The organism is Gammaproteobacteria bacterium (assembly GCA_029862005.1).
In the GTDB taxonomy this organism is placed as follows: domain Bacteria; phylum Pseudomonadota; class Gammaproteobacteria.
On sequence record JAOTYD010000002.1, the window covers coordinates 186,720 to 201,374 of the forward strand.

Sequence of the window (14,655 nt, forward strand, 5' to 3'; positions counted from 1 at the left end):
AATCGACGCACTATTGGTGAAACAAATGTTATTATTCCCAGGCCAATGACCGCGACAGCTAGCGCAGCCCATTGGGGGAAATCTACACCCGGGTGAAGGTTACAGTCATATCAGAATAATATCGTTTAGCAACGACGAGGGGGAAGAATGGACAAAACAGCAATTTATCTTGAGCGTTTCATGAACGGAGTAAAGAAACGCAATCCCGGCGAGTCGGAATTTCACCAGGCAGTATCCGAAGTCGCAAACACGATTTTCCCTTACATCGCAGACAAACCCATTTATCATAAGATGCAGATCATGGAACGCATGGCGGAACCCGATCGGGTCATCATGTTCCGCGTGCCTTGGACCGATGACAAGGGCAATATCCGTAACCAGCGCGGTTACAGGGTGCAATTCAACAACTCGATCGGACCCTATAAGGGAGGCCTGCGCTTCCATCCCTCGGTTAACCTGAGCGTGCTCAAGTTTCTCGGCTACGAACAGACTTTTAAAAACAGCCTTACCGGCCTGCCCATGGGGGGTGCCAAGGGTGGTTCCGATTTCAACCCCAAGGGCAAAACAGACAACGAGGTGATGCGATTCTGTCAATCGTTTATGGTCGAACTGCATCGCCATATCGGCGAGGATACCGATGTACCGGCGGGTGATATCGGCGTTGGCGCCCGTGAAATCGGTTATCTGTTCGGCCAGTACAAGCGCATCGAAAATCGATTTGTTGGTGTACTCACGGGTAAAGGCATCGAGTTTGGCGGCAGCAAGATCCGCACCGAGGCAACCGGCTACGGCGCCGTCTACTTCATGGAGAATATGCTGCACCGCGTCGGTGACAGCATCGAGGGCAAGACCGTGGCGGTTTCGGGTTCCGGAAATGTCGCCACTTATGCGGTTGAAAAGGTGAACCACCTCGGTGGCAAGGTGGTCACGCTGTCGGATTCTTCAGGTTTCGTCCATGACCCGGAAGGAATTGACGCCAATAGGCTGGAATATGTCCTCGATCTTAAAAATGTGCGGCGCGGTCGGATCAAGGAATACGCCGACGAGTTCAACTCTGCTACCTTCCACGAGGGCAGGCCGTGGGTGGTTCCCTGTGATCTCGCTCTGCCCTGTGCGACCCAGAATGAAATTAACGAAGAGGAGGCCAAAACCCTGCTCAAGAACGGCTGTATCGGTGTTTCAGAAGGTGCCAATATGCCCACCGAACTCGCCGGCATCGATGCCTTCCAGCATGCCAAAATATTGTATGCGCCCAGCAAGGCGGCCAATGCCGGCGGTGTTGCGGTATCGGGCCTTGAGATGAGCCAGAACAGTAGCCGGGTATCCTGGAAAGAAGACGATCTCGATAATCTACTCAAGGAGACGATGCTCAACATCCACGAAAGTTGTGTCGAGTATGGCAACGAGGCAGGCCATGTAAATTATCTCGCCGGGGCAAACATTGCCGGTTTTGTCAAAGTCGCGGAGGCAATGCTCTCTTTTGGGCACACCTGAGGTCGGCGCGTTGTTATCGAAGTGCAAGGCGAGATTTTTAGCCGATAAAGCAGGGGCGCTACCTGGCCTTTTGTAGCAAGTGATTAAACTGCTGCAGATTAACCAGCGCGCCATAGCGCTTGTCAGCGTCAACCAGCAGGTTTCTCGCAACTTCGGATTTACCAGTATCTAGCGCCATTTCTGCGTAAAACTCGACCCGGGAAATATCAGGCAGCATAAATTGTCTGCCCAGGCTCTGGCAGCGTTCGATAATATACAGTACGCGCCCGTAGCGTTGCTCCCGTTCCAGGATCTCTATCAGTAATCGCCCCACGCAACCAAGGGTCCGTGACGGTCCCCAGTCACATACCCGCTCGAATACTGGCTCGATTTCGGCAAAAGTAGTCTGTAAATCGTAGCGCGTTAAAAGTTCGATCACCGCCTCGCTATCTCGATGCGTTTTGACCATCTGATAGACATGCCCCATGAACCTGTCATGGTCACGCACCCGTTCGCGCTCCGCAATCACTGGTGTAGTGGCTTTGTTATAGCGGTATGCCTCGGCTCGCGTTTTACCGTGACGTTGCTCGACATGCATGGCCTCGATTTCCTCGCCCAGTTCCGCCGCAGTCTCCTGCTTGCGCTGCTTCAGCCAGAGCAGGCCAAAAACGTAACCTGCAAAACCGCCTGCCACGTGAGCAACCAGGTTAATACCCCCGAAATCATCCGCGGTAAGCATCGTCCAGGCATCAATCCCGATGTATGCCACCGCCAGCATCCAGGCGGGCACGAAAATTGTTTTACCGACTATAAACCAGAAAAAAACCCGAATCCGCGCATGCGGCATCAGGTAGGCTGCAAGTCCGATCATCCCCATAACCACACCTGAAAATCCCAGCGTGGGTACAGCTTCCAGACCCCCGACAACGGTCCACAACGAGTAACTTAAGCCGGTGACCAGGCTAACAAAGAGCATCAGGCCAACGTAACGCAGCGAGTTGCCAATCAGGATTTCGAGCGCTGGCGCAAACGCCATGAAAAATACCAGGTTACCGACCAGGTGCCAGAAACCCAGGTGCGCGAATGAAGCGCTGATCATCCTTAACGGATTCCAGCTATCCGGATGATAGATCAGGATTTCAGTGATCGAAGTGCCAAGTTGCAGCGTATAAACCACCGCACATAGCGCGACCGCCGCATAACTAATGTATGGCGGCCGGCCAAGCGTCAACGCGGTGCTGTAAGGGAATATCAGCATAGCCTATTCTAAACCGGACCAAACACCGGAAACAGCTTGAATATTATTGAGTGACCTGATGCCAGGACTATCGGAGCTAACCCAGTAAGAGGCACAAGATGCTGATTTCCAGATCCTATCAATTTGATTTCGACCATCCGCTAGACAAGCTCTGGTCCGTGGTGTCAGATACGCCCCGTTGGGGTGAAGCTTCCGGTTTCCCCAGGTACTAGGTACGCGAACAGCTGCAGGATGACGGCAGGGTCCAGGTTTTCGGTACCATCGGAATTGCAGGAATGACAATTACCTGGGAGGAACCGCCGGTCAACTGGATCGACGAGCGCTGGTTCGAACAACAGCGTCATTTTATCAAGGGTCCCATGATCAGCATGACCACGGTCACCAACCTCGAAGACCGGGGGACGAGCAGCGCGCTCGACCTCGAGTTGATTTTTGAAACCCGCAATCTTGTCGGCAGCTTCCTGGCGAAGCGCCTGCTGGCCGCGTTCGAAGATAAGGTACGAGCCTTGCTCGCCAATGCCTATCAGCTTATCCGGGCCGAAAGACCCGAGCTGTTTGTTTCTGCTTACGAACCCGAACCGTCGTCGGTTGATCGCGCCTTGAAACTGGCTGAAAAAATCGAGGCTTCGCCGTACGGCCACGGATTGGCGTCAAAACTGGTCGAACACATCAACCAGAGCCAGGAAGTCGATCTCTGGACGATGCGGCCGATTGCAATAGCGCGCCGCTGGAGCATAAATACCCGTGACGCGATTGAACTGTTTTTGCAGTCGGTCAGCGACGGTATGCTGGAGTCACGCTGGGATGTGTTGTGTCCGCGTTGCCGGGTCTCGAAATCGGCAACATCAAACCTCGGCGAATTGCCGCGTGGCGTACATTGTGATGCCTGTAATATCGACTTCCAGTCGGACTTTGCCAGTAATGTGGAACTGAGTTTCAGCCCGAGCCCGTCGATTCGTTCGGTGGAATATGGGCATTATTGCCGCTCCGGTCCCGGCGTTACCCCACATATCAAGGGCCAATTCACATTGCCGTCTGGCTCAAGCCGCAGCCTGCCGTTGTCACTGCAGCCGGGAGACTATCGCGTCCGGACGCTCGAGGCGGGGGACGAACTTGGACTGACCTGGGAGCAGGGACCTTTCCCCGAGATTCATGTCCAGGATAGTTCGGTGAAGATAGCCGGGGACTCACCGCAAGGTGAAATCAGGATGGTCAACAACGGCGAGGTGCACAGAACCATCGTCATCGAAGAACAGAGCTGGCTGAGCGACGTGCTGACCGCCGAACGTGCTACCACGATGCAGGCGTTTCGCGACCTCTTCTCCGACCAGGTATTGAGGCCCGGGGATGAAGTCGGTATTCGAAATATCGTTTTTGCATTTACCGACCTGGTCGGTTCGTCGGCGCTATTCTCACGCCTGGGCGATGCCGAGGCATATCATGTGGTGCGGGAACATTTTTCAGAACTCGGTGAAATCGTGCGCAGCAACTTGGGGAATATCGTAAAAACGGCCGGCGACGGCATCCACGCTGCATTTCTGACGCCCGACGATGCGCTGCGCGCGTCGATCGAGATGCAGCGGGCAATGCCCGCATTCAATCAGCGCTTCGACACCGACGATATCTCCATCCGCATTGGCCTGCATCACGGCAGCAGTATCTCGGTGACGCTGAACGATCGTCTCGATTATTATGGCGAAGCAGTCAACCTGGCTGCACGGCTCGAGGGTCTGGGCGCTGCTGGTGATATCACCATGTCCAGGAAGTTTGCCAGTGATCCGGGGGTTAGTGCTATGCTCGCCGACTACGAGTCGCGTGAACGCGAAGAAATGCTGAAAGGATTCGCCGAACCGGTTGGAATCGTGCTAATAAGACCCTGAGTCATCTGATGAAAGCAGCCACCGTGAACTGGTCGCTATATATAATCGAAGCCAGCGATAAATCGCTCTATACCGGGATCGCCACCGACGTCGAGCGCCGTTTTGACGAACACCTCAATTGCCTTAAAGGCGCCAAGTATTTTAACGGACGCAGTCCGGTCAGGGTGGTTTATCGCGAAGACGGCCATACCCGCAGCAGCGCGAGCCGACGCGAAGCTGAAATTAAAAAACTATCGCGACAGGAAAAGGAACTTTTGATTGCCGCCGAACCAACACTCCGGTAAGGCTAGATGCCGACAATTATGAACTGTCCGGTACCCGGAACGTAGAGAATATATTTTAACGGGATCGTGTCCGGTTTGTAAAAATACAGGCAGAGGCCACCGTTCCCCCAGTATTCCCAGTCGGACGCGGTGGTGGCGCTTGGGACCGTTCCCAGTGGATTCATCGGTTCCGAACTCGTCATCTGGACACCTGCCAAAGGTTCAGGCAGTCGGCGTTGGTGTAAGGGCTGCCCGGCCAGCCCTGGGCGTTGACCGGGATGGTTACACCGGAACGAACTTCGACCGTGGTTGGATCGGCGTCGCGCTCGATCTTGTAGTTAAAGAAAGTGGTTCTGGTAATCCGTTGAAATTCGATTATGCCCGCCGAGCCATCTCGGTGTGTGCATCTTCGGACAAGTCCTCGAATTTGCCCAGGGCGACGACACCGAGGATCCCGAGGATCACGATGACCGTGACCAGCTCGATGAGAGTAATTCCCTTAGATTTGGCTTGTAACCTGTTCATAATCCTCGGATTTTAGTTTACAAATCCACTTATATTTGCACCTGGGTCACATAATTTGATTATCAACACATGAACTAATTACCAAAAATTAAGCAATCTAGTGCCGAAATTCGTGATAATACGGCCATGTACGATCTGTTAAACGAATTTGAAATCGATAATTTACCCCTGCCCGACGCCGATCTGCTGTTATGGCGGCAGGTGGATTTCGGTCGATCTTACGAATCGTTGCTGCAGGAATTGATCGATACCACCGACTGGCGCCAGGAACAAATCACCGTCTACGGCAAGCCTTACCTGCAGCCCCGCCTGAGCGCCTGGCACGGTGATTTATCCTACAGCTATTCCGGCATCAGGCTCGAACCCGAACCGTGGACCCCGACCCTGCTTGATATCAAGACACGCGTGGAGGCGCTAACCGACCAGGCATTCAACAGTGTGCTACTCAATTATTATCGTGATCAAAACGACAGCATGGGGATGCACAGCGACGATGAACGCGAACTGGGTCGACGGCCGGCCATCGCCTCGCTCAGTCTCGGTGAACAACGCAACTTTTTGCTGAAACATAAATCACGCAAGGATTTGAAAACCGTCAAGCTGACCTTAGCTGCGGGTAGCCTGCTACTGATGCAGGGAAACACCCAGCAACACTGGCGGCACGGAATCAACAAGGAAAGAAAGCCCTGTGGTCCGCGCCTGAACCTGACCTTCAGAGCAATCATCTCCTCCAACCGGGGGCGGCGAGATAAATGACCGAGATCGAGGCAATAGAGCTCTCCAGGGCGTACGTTGCGCTTTCCAATGCACACCGGGTCGAGTTGATATTGCCCTTGTTTTCGGATGCAGCGGTTTATACCTCCTCTGCGCTGGGCGAGTTCGCCGGACCGAGTGCGATCGGGAAAATGATGCAGGAATTTTTTAACATTTACCCGGACGCATTCTGGCTCGCAGAAAATTTCCGTTGTGACTCAAACCGCGTGACATTCGATTTCAGCCTGCAGGCAAACGCCGCGATATCAGGCGAACACCTGCAGCGACAGGGAATAGAACGCATCGAGTTCGATGACCAGGGATTGATCAGTAAACTGGAGGTTAAAGCATCCTAGATCAGGGCTGGTTGCGATTGACGAAACCGCTGCCGATCGCTGAGAAAGGTAACTCAAGCTCGAGTTCTGGCACCTGTTGTGCAACCCATGCAGTGAAGGTGTTGCTGTTCGGCCCCGGGAAGGCACGGTAAGTCTTTTTCCACGGGTATAGCCGGGCCGCCGCGTCGACCGCGTCGATCAGCGATTCGGCCTGTTCTCCCCGGTGTGCCTTGAGCAGCCGCGGCCTGGCGCCGTACCAGTGCCGGTCGGGGATATCGCGGTGAATACCCATGACCCCTCGCCCGCTGTATCCGCGCCAGCCGACCACGTCATAGAGGGTATAAAAGTCTTCGTCCTTGCGCTTGGCCGCAATCCAGGTATGAATCGCGAACCAGCCTCGCCAGCCCCAGGCATCAGCACCATAGACGTGCAAAACCGCCTCGCTGGTGACAGCGGGATCCGGCGCAATCCCCGCTGACTCACGGCTGGCGGTACGCCAGTCACCCTGCCCGGAGACGCTCATTAAAATACCGCCCAACAGGACAACAACCAGGAGTGGCTTGACGAAACGCATGGTGACTCAAGATTTGAAAACACAAAAGCTTATTTTAATTGAATTTTCGGCGCGAAGCACGGCAACCGATCGCATCATCCTCTGGACCTGAAAGCTACCGGGCAGCCAGCAGCTTTGCCACCATTGCCCTGGTCTTATCGACAGTCTTTTGCGGTAACTGCTGGTGCTTGTCCTTACTGATCATCCCGGTAAACAATGTCCCTACCGGCTTCGCGCCGATGGTTTGTGCGGCCATTCGGAGCTGCTTGCTGGAACCGAATAGCCACCGCCCCATCAACGCGGGTGCGGCGCTGGATGAAATCAACATCGCTCTCTTGTGCACCGCCCCGGCTTTTCGAAATTTGGGGAAGGGCTTATCCCACGGCCAGTAGGCATAGGCCACCAGGCGCTCCATGAAGCGTTTGAATATTGCCGTTACCGAGCCGAAGTTGGTAGGCGCTGCCAGGATGAATCCCTGCGCAGCCTCGATTTTATCGATCAGGTCATGCATACCGTCATCGAGCACACATTTCCCCGGCGCAGCACCGGGTTGCTGGGTACATTCACGGCAATTCAGGCAAAACTCTATCGGGTATTCGCGCAGGTTAACAATCTCGGTTTGTGCACCCGACTCGTGCAAGGCCGCGATCGCTACCGCAACCGCCTGGTCGGTAATGCCATCGTCGCGATAGGAACCATTAATCACCAGAATTTTGTTAGCCGTCGTCATCATCAACCTCGTTGAAGAATTTAAGCTCGTGGCAATGACCTCGTATTGATACAAATCAAAAGCGCTGGATTTGGTCGTGAAATGCCGTGCGGAGTCGCATAGAATCAGTGCTTAAACGAGGGGCTAACCACTTGCCGATCACTCTTGAAAGGCTAATCGAGCATCATGCGCGTTATCGCGCTGATCACCTGGCGGTAATATTTGCCGACCAGCGGCTGAGCTGGTCAGCTTTCAACGGGCGCGTCAATCAGCTGGCCAACGCATTGCAGGAACGGGACATTGGCAAGGATGACAAGGTGGCAACCGCGCTACCCAACAGCATGGAATTGTTGGTTATTTACTGGGCCACGATCTCCGTCGGTGCGGTCCTGGTACCGCTGAGTCCGTTGCTAAACGCGGGCGGCTTAGTCAACCTGCTCAATAATGCCGACGTCGAGCTGCTATTTTTAACGCCTGAGTTGATGGACAAAATCGAATCTCGGCTTGACGCAATCGAACACATCCCCACAGAAAATTACATTCGGGTCAGCGCCAGAGAAGCCGAAAATACGGACTATCCCGCTTTCATAGCTGGCCATTCCGACAATCCGCCCGCCTACCCGGAAATGCGGCAGGATGACCTGTTCAATATTGTCTACAGCAGCGGTACGACCGGCTTACCCAAGGGGATCATGCACAGTCACCTGGTGCGCTCACATTACGGCAGCCACTTCGCGGCATCGTTTCGCATGACACCCGAAAGCGTGGTACTGCATACCGGTTCAATTGTTTTCAACGGTGCTTTTGTCACGCTGATGCCCTGCTTTTTTCTCGGCGCACGCTATATCCTGCACCCGCATTTTGACGTCGAGGCGATGATCGAAACCGTGCACCGCGAGCAGGTCACCCACATCATGATGGTACCGGCACAAATCATCGCGCTGTTGCAGAGTCCAAATTTCAGCGCACAAACCATGCAGTCGCTGGAAATGCTGCTAACCATCGGCGCACCATTACAGCAAAATTACAAGCAGGCGGTGAACGCGTTGATACCCGGTCGTTTTTACGAACTCTACGGGCTGACCGAGGGTTTCGTTACGATCCTGGACCGCAACGATTTCAACCAGCAATCGGGCTCGGTCGGATGTCCGCCACCGGGTTACGATATTCGTATCGTCGGTAACGACGGCCAGGATCTGGGTCCCGGCAAAATCGGCGAAATCGTCGGCCGCGGCCCGGCGCTGTCGTCGGGTTATTACAAACAACCGCAACTGACCCGCGAAACCTTCCGCGATGGCTGGTTATATAGTGGCGATCTCGGTTACCTCGACGAAAATGGATTTCTGTACCTCGCGGGCAGAAAAAAGGAATTGATCATTTCCGGTGGTGTTAACGTCTACCCACAGGACATCGAGGAAATCGCCAGCGCCCACGAACAGGTTCTGGAAGTCGCGGTTTTCGGCATCGAATCCGAAAAATGGGGCGAAACCCCGATTGCCGCGGTCGTATTGCAGGCAGATGCTAAACTCGACGCGGATGCCTTGCGGGAATGGATCAACAGCCGGGTCGAAGCGCGTTTCCAGAAAGTCTCGGATGTGCTGGTTGTTGACCAGATGCCGCGTAACGTCGCCGGCAAAACCCTTAAAAACGAACTCAGGGACCACTATCTTGAAAATCGAAAATAATACCTTTGTTATCACCGGGGCCGCACAGGGACTCGGTGAATCGATCAGTATCACACTCGCCAGACAGGGCGCAAAACTCGCCCTGCTCGATGTTAACGCCGAGCGTCTCGATGAGACGCTCGTTGCGTGCAAGCGTGAAGGTACCGCCGACAGTTACGCGTTTACCTGCGATGTTGCAGACGAGACCAGCGTGCGGCGTTGTTTTGCTTCGATCGAGGAACACCTCGGGCCGATCACCGGCCTCGTCAATAATGCCGGCATCCTGCGCGACGGCATGCTGATCAAGGTCAAGGATGGCGAGATCGTCGAACGCCTGTCACTGGAGCAGTGGCAGCAGGTCATCGATATCAATCTGACCGGCGTGTTCCTGTGCGGTCGCGAAGCCGCGACCAGCATGATCCGCAATGAAAAAGGCGGCGTCATCATCAATATTTCCAGCATTAGCCGGGCCGGCAATATCGGGCAATCGAACTACGCCGCCGCCAAGGCCGGCGTAGCTGCACTTACCACCACCTGGGCGCGAGAACTGGCGCGCTATAAAATTCGCAGCGCGGCAATCGCACCGGGCGTATTCGAAACCGAGATGGTAGCCTCGTTGAAACCGGAAGCACATGAACGCATCACCAGCGCGGTGCCACTGAATCGCACCGGCAGCGTCGAGGAACTCGCGCACGCGGTCCAGTTCATCATAGAAAACGATTACTTCAGTGGTCGCATCGTCGAACTCGACGGTGGTCTGCGATTGTAAAGCCGCGCTATATTCCGGGCCCGGGCAACCGCGCGGGATTTAACTCGATTCGCCATAATTGCCTGACGACAAAAATCGCGGCATAGAAAAAGCCCAGTGGAAACAGGATCGACTTGAGCAGGTAAATTGCAACCAGGTTGATAAAATTTTCGATGCCACGGCTAATCCTGCGATTAAGCTCACTCAGGCTCAGGCTTTGCCAGAAAGCAATCGTGGACTCCCTGATACTATCGGTGTCGAATTCTCTATCGGAATCGATTTTGACGATGTTTGATTCAAAGTTCCTGATCTCGGTGTCGTTGACCTGGCGCTGCTGATCGATAAACAGGTAGTCAACACCGCTGTTAAGCGCCACGGCCATGCCCAGTGCAAAGCGAACAAAGACCACCACCAGGAATAATTTGAAAAAAAGGTTCTGTGCCCGTGGTGGTCCGTAGAACAGTAATAACAATGTCGACAGACCCAGCACGGCAACCAGGTAAAGGAACAATTCGTGCGAGGCGAGCAGCAGCAATACCTTCTGGGCCGCCAACGAAGCCAGAACCCAGGTCATGACCGTCGAAAAGCGCTCGATCATGTCGTTTAGCGGATCGAGCAATTCACCAATCGTTATCGACCCCGATACCACACCGATACCCGCCTCGACGCCGCTGCTCTGAATCATCGATACCAGTGCATTGATACCCCGCGCGGTAGCGTAGGTTATCGCCGCATTGGTGATGGACTCAGTGGTGTAATCATCAACATAGTCATCGAGTACCCTTGTGCTCGATAGTGCTACCAGTAAAACAATGAATATCGAGATCAGCGTTTTACTGTTAAACCTCATAGACCTCGTCCGTGCGCGCCGCCATGATCAGGTCATTTTTATGTAAACCCCTGATCTTGTGGCTCCACCAGGTCACGGTAACCTTGCCCCACTCGGTTAATATTGCGGGGTGGTGATCCTCAGCTTCGGCAATTTCTCCGACACGGTTGGTGAAGGCGATCGCCTGCTCGAAATTCCTGAACTCGAACTCGCGCGCGAGCTGCATAATGCCATCGACCACAACGACGCTCCAGTCGGGAATATTAGGCATCAATGCCTTGAGTTCTTCATCGCTGACTTTGGGTGCATCCGCACGACAGGCTTCGCAGCTCTGCTTACTTAAATCAAACATTCGGTATTCCTCCTTTCATGATTTTCTCGACTACGGTCTGGTCGCAATACAAATTCTGAAATCCGACCAATGGCATCCAAACTCTCAGAACGTCTGCACTGGATCCCATCGCACTATATGGCGTATTGTAACGAATCGTAAATTGAAGGCCTAATACGATGGCAATGCCATCCAGAACTGGATACCGTGCAGGCGCGTCTCAATCCTCGTTTGCAGATTCAGGCAGGCTCAGCTGCAACAGTACGTAAGCCACCAGGGCCGACAGAATCGAGCCCACCAGGATACCGAGTCGATCCCCGCTAAAATAGTCACCGCTGCCATGTTCAAACGCCAGGCCTGCGATAAAAAGGCTCATGGTAAAACCGATACCACAGGCAAAGGCGACACCGAGAATTTGCATCCAGCTGATATTACTCGGCAATTGAACCAGGCGCAGCACGACTGCAAGCCCGACGAAACCCAGAATGCCGAGGGGTTTACCGAGGAGCAAGCCCAGAATCACGCCCAGCGTAACCGGGTGTGCCAGGTCGGCCATCGACATGCCGGCGAGCGATAATCCCGCATTGGCAAATGCAAAGATCGGCAAGATGGCAAACGCCACCGGGCCATGCAAATCGTGTTCAAGTTTGCACAATGGTGATTGCCCCTGTCGATCGCGCATGGGTACGCAAAAAGCAATCAGCACCCCGGCCAATGTTGCATGAACGCCTGATTTCAATACCGCAATCCAGAGCACGATGCCGAGCAGTATATAACTCGAGGTCCGGGTCACGCCCAAACGGTTCATGGTGATGCCGATAGCCAGCGCCACAATGGCCACCAGCAATGATGATAATGCCAGGTCACCAGAATAAAATAACGCGATAATGACAATGGCCGCGAGGTCGTCGAAAATCGCCAGCGTCAGCAGGAAAACCTTGAGTGCGATTGGCACGCGGCTACCAAAGACGCCGAGTAATGCCAGCGCAAACGCAATATCGGTAGCGACCGGAATTGCCCACCCGTCGAGCGCAACCGAATCGCCCCAATTCATCCAGGCGTAGATCACGGCAGGCACAATCATACCGCCGAGTGCACCCATGCCCGGCAGGATGATCTGCGAGAACGATGACAGTTCCCCTTCCATGATCTCGCGCTTGATCTCGAGCCCGATCAGGAAGAAGAATACGGCCATTAAACCATCGTTAATCCACAGCAACAGCGGCTTGTTAATCGACAGCGCGCCAACCTGCACCGCCACCGTGGTATCCAGAAGCTCGCTATAGAAAACGGCTAGCGGGGAATTGGCGACGATCAGCGCGACAACGGCCGCGATCAACAGCAGGATACCGCCGGCCGATTCCAGCTTCATAAAGTCGCGGACGGTATTCACGATCGGCGAGGTCGCATTATCTACGGTAATATTCATGTAGGCGGTGACAGATGGTTTAACGATTGGGCCTTAAATGGGGATATCCCCGGCTCTTTAAAGCCAGTCCAATGTTCCTTCGGGTCATTCAGCTTGTCTCGCAAGGATCGTATCATCATGACCGCCAATCAAAAGAGGAGAGATTATGAGCGCTTACCTGATTGCCAATGTCAAAGTGAACGACGATTCCTGGATTCCCTAGTATGCACAATAAAGTACACGATATCGTGCACAAACACGGCGGAAAATACCTTTCACGCAGCGGTAATATTACCCCGATCGAAGGCGAACTGCCGGACGTCACGGTAATCGCTCTGGTCGAGTTTCCCACGGTAGATGCGGCCAAGGCCTTTGTTAACGATCCGGACTACGCACCTTTTGCCAAGGCCCGGCAGGAGGGTACCGACAGCAACTTTTACATGATCGACGATACCGACCTCGCTCAAGGAGTGCCTTACCACCCGCCGGGCTAGGCACTGCTCAGTTAGCTATCGACTCAGGCCTCTACGACCTTGGCACCAGGTGCACTTCTTTGTACTGAGCGGATGCCATTGTCCCGTCCGGATGAACTGGTATAGGATTGGCTGGTACCAATAACCTGCTTGTTTGCAGCTTTCAAATTGAACATGAACTTATTGCTGCCACTTTCTTTTTTCTCGAAATTAGCGGCACTGGCGGCATTTTTACGCACCGATTCAATACCGTTCGCGCAGCCGCGTTTTGCACTGTAACCCTGACTCGTGAGGATAATTTCGCCGTTACCCGCCTTGAGTCGAAAGCGGTGTTTACCGCCTCTATCTTTATAGATTTCAAATTTCCCAGCCATGTCGTCTCCTTCAGTTTTTTTGGTTAAGGTTGGAAATGATATAGTCGCCAATTGAAACTGTCGCTGTCAAGCGATATAGCCCTTCACAACCCGGCGCAAACGACGTACATTTCGGGTAACAATTTAAGCAAAGGTTACCGGTATGCGTTGGCGTGGTCGACGGCAAAGCAGCAATATCCAGGATAAACGCGCAATGCGTGCTCCGCGAATGGCGCGCTTCGGCGCAGGTGGCGGCGGTCTCGTGCGTCTGCTACCACTCGTATTTCGGGTTCTGGGCTTCAAGGGAACGCTGATTGCACTCGCAGTACTGGTTGGATACGCTTATTTCACCGGTAACCTGCAGCAATTCCTGGGTGGTGGCGGATTTGAAGGCAGTCAAACCGGTGCTCCCGATCAACCGGTAACACAAAGCGCCACAGAGAAAGAGCTGGTCGAGTTTGTATCAACCGTACTTGCCGATACCGAGGACAGCTGGAATGGATTGTTCAAACAGGCCGGGGGGAATTACCAGGAACCCAAGCTGGTCCTGTTTCGCGACGCGGTATCGACTGCCTGTGGTATCGGTTCGGCTCAGGTTGGCCCTTTCTATTGCCCGGGCGATCGCAAGGTCTATATCGACCTTAGCTTTTTTGATGAACTTAGAAGCCGGCTCGGAGCCCCTGGAGATTTTGCGCAAGCCTACGTCATTGCGCACGAAATCGGCCATCATGTGCAGACCCTGATGGGTATTTCACAAAAAGTGCAACGGGCCAGACAATCGCTGAGCAAGGTCGAGGCGAATCGCATGTCGGTCAAACAGGAACTGCAGGCTGATTGTTTCGCGGGAATCTGGGCCCATGACGCCCGGCGTTCGCGACAAATCCTGGAATCGGGGGACATTGAGGAAGGACTCGCCGCGGCCAGTGCAATTGGTGACGATCGCCTGCAAAAGCAGGCGCGGGGTTATGTAACGCCCGATTCGTTTACCCATGGCAGCTCAAAGCAACGCGTGACCTGGTTCAGGAAGGGTCTGTCAGAAGGCACGCTGGCGGCATGCGATACGTTTGCCGCAGGTAAGCTATAGAAGTCAGTAAAATTTC

16 protein-coding genes and 2 pseudogenes are annotated in these 14,655 nt (G+C 54.0%); 9 read left to right on the forward strand and 9 right to left on the reverse strand.

From position 1 onward, the window contains the following. Positions 1 to 147: 147 nt before the first annotated feature. Entirely contained in the window at positions 148 to 1,494 is a 1,347-nt protein-coding gene (gdhA, locus tag OES20_02515; protein MDH3633556.1) for an NADP-specific glutamate dehydrogenase, read from the forward strand. 58 nt (positions 1,495 to 1,552) lie between these two features. Here the strand turns inward: gdhA and OES20_02520 are convergent, their stop codons facing one another. Then, entirely contained in the window at positions 1,553 to 2,731 is a 1,179-nt protein-coding gene (locus OES20_02520) for a rhomboid family intramembrane serine protease (GenBank protein MDH3633557.1), read from the reverse strand. A 275-nt stretch (positions 2,732 to 3,006) separates the two neighbouring features. Here OES20_02520 and OES20_02525 point away from each other — a divergent pair, with 275 nt between their 5' ends. Continuing rightward, on the forward strand, positions 3,007 to 4,611 hold the full coding sequence (locus tag OES20_02525; GenBank protein ID MDH3633558.1) for an adenylate/guanylate cyclase domain-containing protein: 1,605 nt from the start codon (positions 3,007 to 3,009) through the stop codon (positions 4,609 to 4,611). 23 nt (positions 4,612 to 4,634) lie between these two features. Then, on the forward strand, positions 4,635 to 4,895 hold the full coding sequence (locus OES20_02530) for a GIY-YIG nuclease family protein (GenBank protein ID MDH3633559.1): 261 nt from the start codon (positions 4,635 to 4,637) through the stop codon (positions 4,893 to 4,895). A gap of 2 nt (positions 4,896 to 4,897) precedes the next feature. Here the strand turns inward: OES20_02530 and OES20_02535 are convergent, their stop codons facing one another. Continuing rightward, on the reverse strand, positions 4,898 to 5,077 hold the full coding sequence (locus OES20_02535) for a hypothetical protein (GenBank protein MDH3633560.1): 180 nt from the start codon (positions 5,075 to 5,077) through the stop codon (positions 4,898 to 4,900). A gap of 199 nt (positions 5,078 to 5,276) precedes the next feature. Beyond that, positions 5,277 to 5,399 (reverse strand): annotated as a pseudogene (locus tag OES20_02540) (prepilin-type N-terminal cleavage/methylation domain-containing protein). A gap of 126 nt (positions 5,400 to 5,525) precedes the next feature. Here OES20_02540 and OES20_02545 point away from each other — a divergent pair. Both OES20_02545 and OES20_02550 read left to right on the forward strand, forming a co-directional pair. Continuing rightward, positions 5,526 to 6,155, forward strand: a complete 630-nt coding sequence (locus tag OES20_02545; protein ID MDH3633561.1) for an alpha-ketoglutarate-dependent dioxygenase AlkB — start codon at positions 5,526 to 5,528, stop codon at positions 6,153 to 6,155. Next, positions 6,152 to 6,508, forward strand: coding sequence for a nuclear transport factor 2 family protein (locus OES20_02550; protein MDH3633562.1), 357 nt, complete (start codon positions 6,152 to 6,154; stop codon positions 6,506 to 6,508). The genes OES20_02545 and OES20_02550 overlap by 4 nt, the downstream gene beginning before the upstream one ends. A 1-nt stretch (position 6,509) precedes the next feature. Here the strand turns inward: OES20_02550 and OES20_02555 are convergent, their stop codons facing one another. Then, positions 6,510 to 7,061, reverse strand: a complete 552-nt coding sequence (locus OES20_02555) for a DUF3750 domain-containing protein (protein ID MDH3633563.1) — start codon at positions 7,059 to 7,061, stop codon at positions 6,510 to 6,512. Positions 7,062 to 7,155: 94 nt separating this feature from the next. Beyond that, the gene (locus tag OES20_02560) at positions 7,156 to 7,770 is read right to left on the reverse strand and encodes a flavodoxin family protein (protein ID MDH3633564.1); all 615 of its coding nucleotides are present in this window, start codon (positions 7,768 to 7,770) and stop codon (positions 7,156 to 7,158) included. Between the two features lie 137 nt (positions 7,771 to 7,907). Between OES20_02560 and OES20_02565 the strand changes: the two genes are divergently transcribed. Both OES20_02565 and OES20_02570 read left to right on the forward strand, forming a co-directional pair. Continuing rightward, complete coding sequence (locus OES20_02565) at positions 7,908 to 9,434, forward strand: acyl--CoA ligase (GenBank protein ID MDH3633565.1); 1,527 nt, start codon at positions 7,908 to 7,910, stop codon at positions 9,432 to 9,434. Further along, positions 9,418 to 10,182 (forward strand): SDR family oxidoreductase, encoded by a 765-nt coding sequence (locus OES20_02570; protein MDH3633566.1) that lies wholly within the window; start codon positions 9,418 to 9,420, stop codon positions 10,180 to 10,182. Before OES20_02565 ends, OES20_02570 begins: the two co-directional genes overlap by 17 nt. Before the next feature lie 7 nt (positions 10,183 to 10,189). On the opposite strand, the gene OES20_02575 is transcribed toward OES20_02570, so the two are convergent. The 3 genes from OES20_02575 to nhaA form a co-directional block, all read right to left on the reverse strand. Beyond that, positions 10,190 to 11,011, reverse strand: a complete 822-nt coding sequence (locus tag OES20_02575; GenBank protein ID MDH3633567.1) for a hypothetical protein — start codon at positions 11,009 to 11,011, stop codon at positions 10,190 to 10,192. Further along, positions 11,001 to 11,342, reverse strand: a complete 342-nt coding sequence (locus OES20_02580) for a 4a-hydroxytetrahydrobiopterin dehydratase (protein ID MDH3633568.1) — start codon at positions 11,340 to 11,342, stop codon at positions 11,001 to 11,003. The genes OES20_02575 and OES20_02580 overlap by 11 nt, the downstream gene beginning before the upstream one ends. A gap of 199 nt (positions 11,343 to 11,541) precedes the next feature. After that, the gene (gene nhaA / locus OES20_02585; GenBank protein MDH3633569.1) at positions 11,542 to 12,750 is read right to left on the reverse strand and encodes a Na+/H+ antiporter NhaA; all 1,209 of its coding nucleotides are present in this window, start codon (positions 12,748 to 12,750) and stop codon (positions 11,542 to 11,544) included. Between the two features lie 145 nt (positions 12,751 to 12,895). On the opposite strand from nhaA, the pseudogene OES20_02590 reads away from it, so the two are divergent. Next, a pseudogene (locus tag OES20_02590) lies at positions 12,896 to 13,223 on the forward strand (DUF1330 domain-containing protein). A gap of 23 nt (positions 13,224 to 13,246) precedes the next feature. On the opposite strand, the gene OES20_02595 reads toward OES20_02590, so the two are convergent. Further along, on the reverse strand, positions 13,247 to 13,576 hold the full coding sequence (locus tag OES20_02595) for a YegP family protein (GenBank protein ID MDH3633570.1): 330 nt from the start codon (positions 13,574 to 13,576) through the stop codon (positions 13,247 to 13,249). 142 nt (positions 13,577 to 13,718) lie between these two features. On the opposite strand from OES20_02595, the gene OES20_02600 reads away from it, so the two are divergent. Continuing rightward, positions 13,719 to 14,639 carry a zinc metallopeptidase gene (locus OES20_02600; GenBank protein ID MDH3633571.1) on the forward strand — a complete coding sequence of 307 codons (921 nt, stop codon included), beginning with the start codon at positions 13,719 to 13,721 and terminating at the stop codon, positions 14,637 to 14,639. Positions 14,640 to 14,655: the final 16 nt, after the last annotated feature.

What these genes read in the sequence shown, in the direction of transcription:
- OES20_02545 (MDH3633561.1), top strand. Translation starts at nt 5,526, where the DNA reads ATGTACGATCTGTTAAACGAATTTGAAATCGATAATTTACCCCTGCCC.
- OES20_02575 (MDH3633567.1), bottom strand. Translation starts at nt 11,011, where the DNA reads ATGAGGTTTAACAGTAAAACGCTGATCTCGATATTCATTGTTTTACTG.
- OES20_02535 (MDH3633560.1), bottom strand. Translation starts at nt 5,077, where the DNA reads ATGACGAGTTCGGAACCGATGAATCCACTGGGAACGGTCCCAAGCGCC.
- OES20_02595 (MDH3633570.1), bottom strand. Translation starts at nt 13,576, where the DNA reads ATGGCTGGGAAATTTGAAATCTATAAAGATAGAGGCGGTAAACACCGC.
- OES20_02525 (MDH3633558.1), top strand. Translation starts at nt 3,007, where the DNA reads ATGACAATTACCTGGGAGGAACCGCCGGTCAACTGGATCGACGAGCGC.
- OES20_02560 (MDH3633564.1), bottom strand. Translation starts at nt 7,770, where the DNA reads ATGACGACGGCTAACAAAATTCTGGTGATTAATGGTTCCTATCGCGAC.
- OES20_02550 (MDH3633562.1), top strand. Translation starts at nt 6,152, where the DNA reads ATGACCGAGATCGAGGCAATAGAGCTCTCCAGGGCGTACGTTGCGCTT.
- OES20_02580 (MDH3633568.1), bottom strand. Translation starts at nt 11,342, where the DNA reads ATGTTTGATTTAAGTAAGCAGAGCTGCGAAGCCTGTCGTGCGGATGCA.
- OES20_02520 (MDH3633557.1), bottom strand. Translation starts at nt 2,731, where the DNA reads ATGCTGATATTCCCTTACAGCACCGCGTTGACGCTTGGCCGGCCGCCA.
- OES20_02555 (MDH3633563.1), bottom strand. Translation starts at nt 7,061, where the DNA reads ATGCGTTTCGTCAAGCCACTCCTGGTTGTTGTCCTGTTGGGCGGTATT.
- nhaA (MDH3633569.1), bottom strand. Translation starts at nt 12,750, where the DNA reads ATGAATATTACCGTAGATAATGCGACCTCGCCGATCGTGAATACCGTC.
- gdhA (MDH3633556.1), top strand. Translation starts at nt 148, where the DNA reads ATGGACAAAACAGCAATTTATCTTGAGCGTTTCATGAACGGAGTAAAG.
- OES20_02600 (MDH3633571.1), top strand. Translation starts at nt 13,719, where the DNA reads ATGCGTTGGCGTGGTCGACGGCAAAGCAGCAATATCCAGGATAAACGC.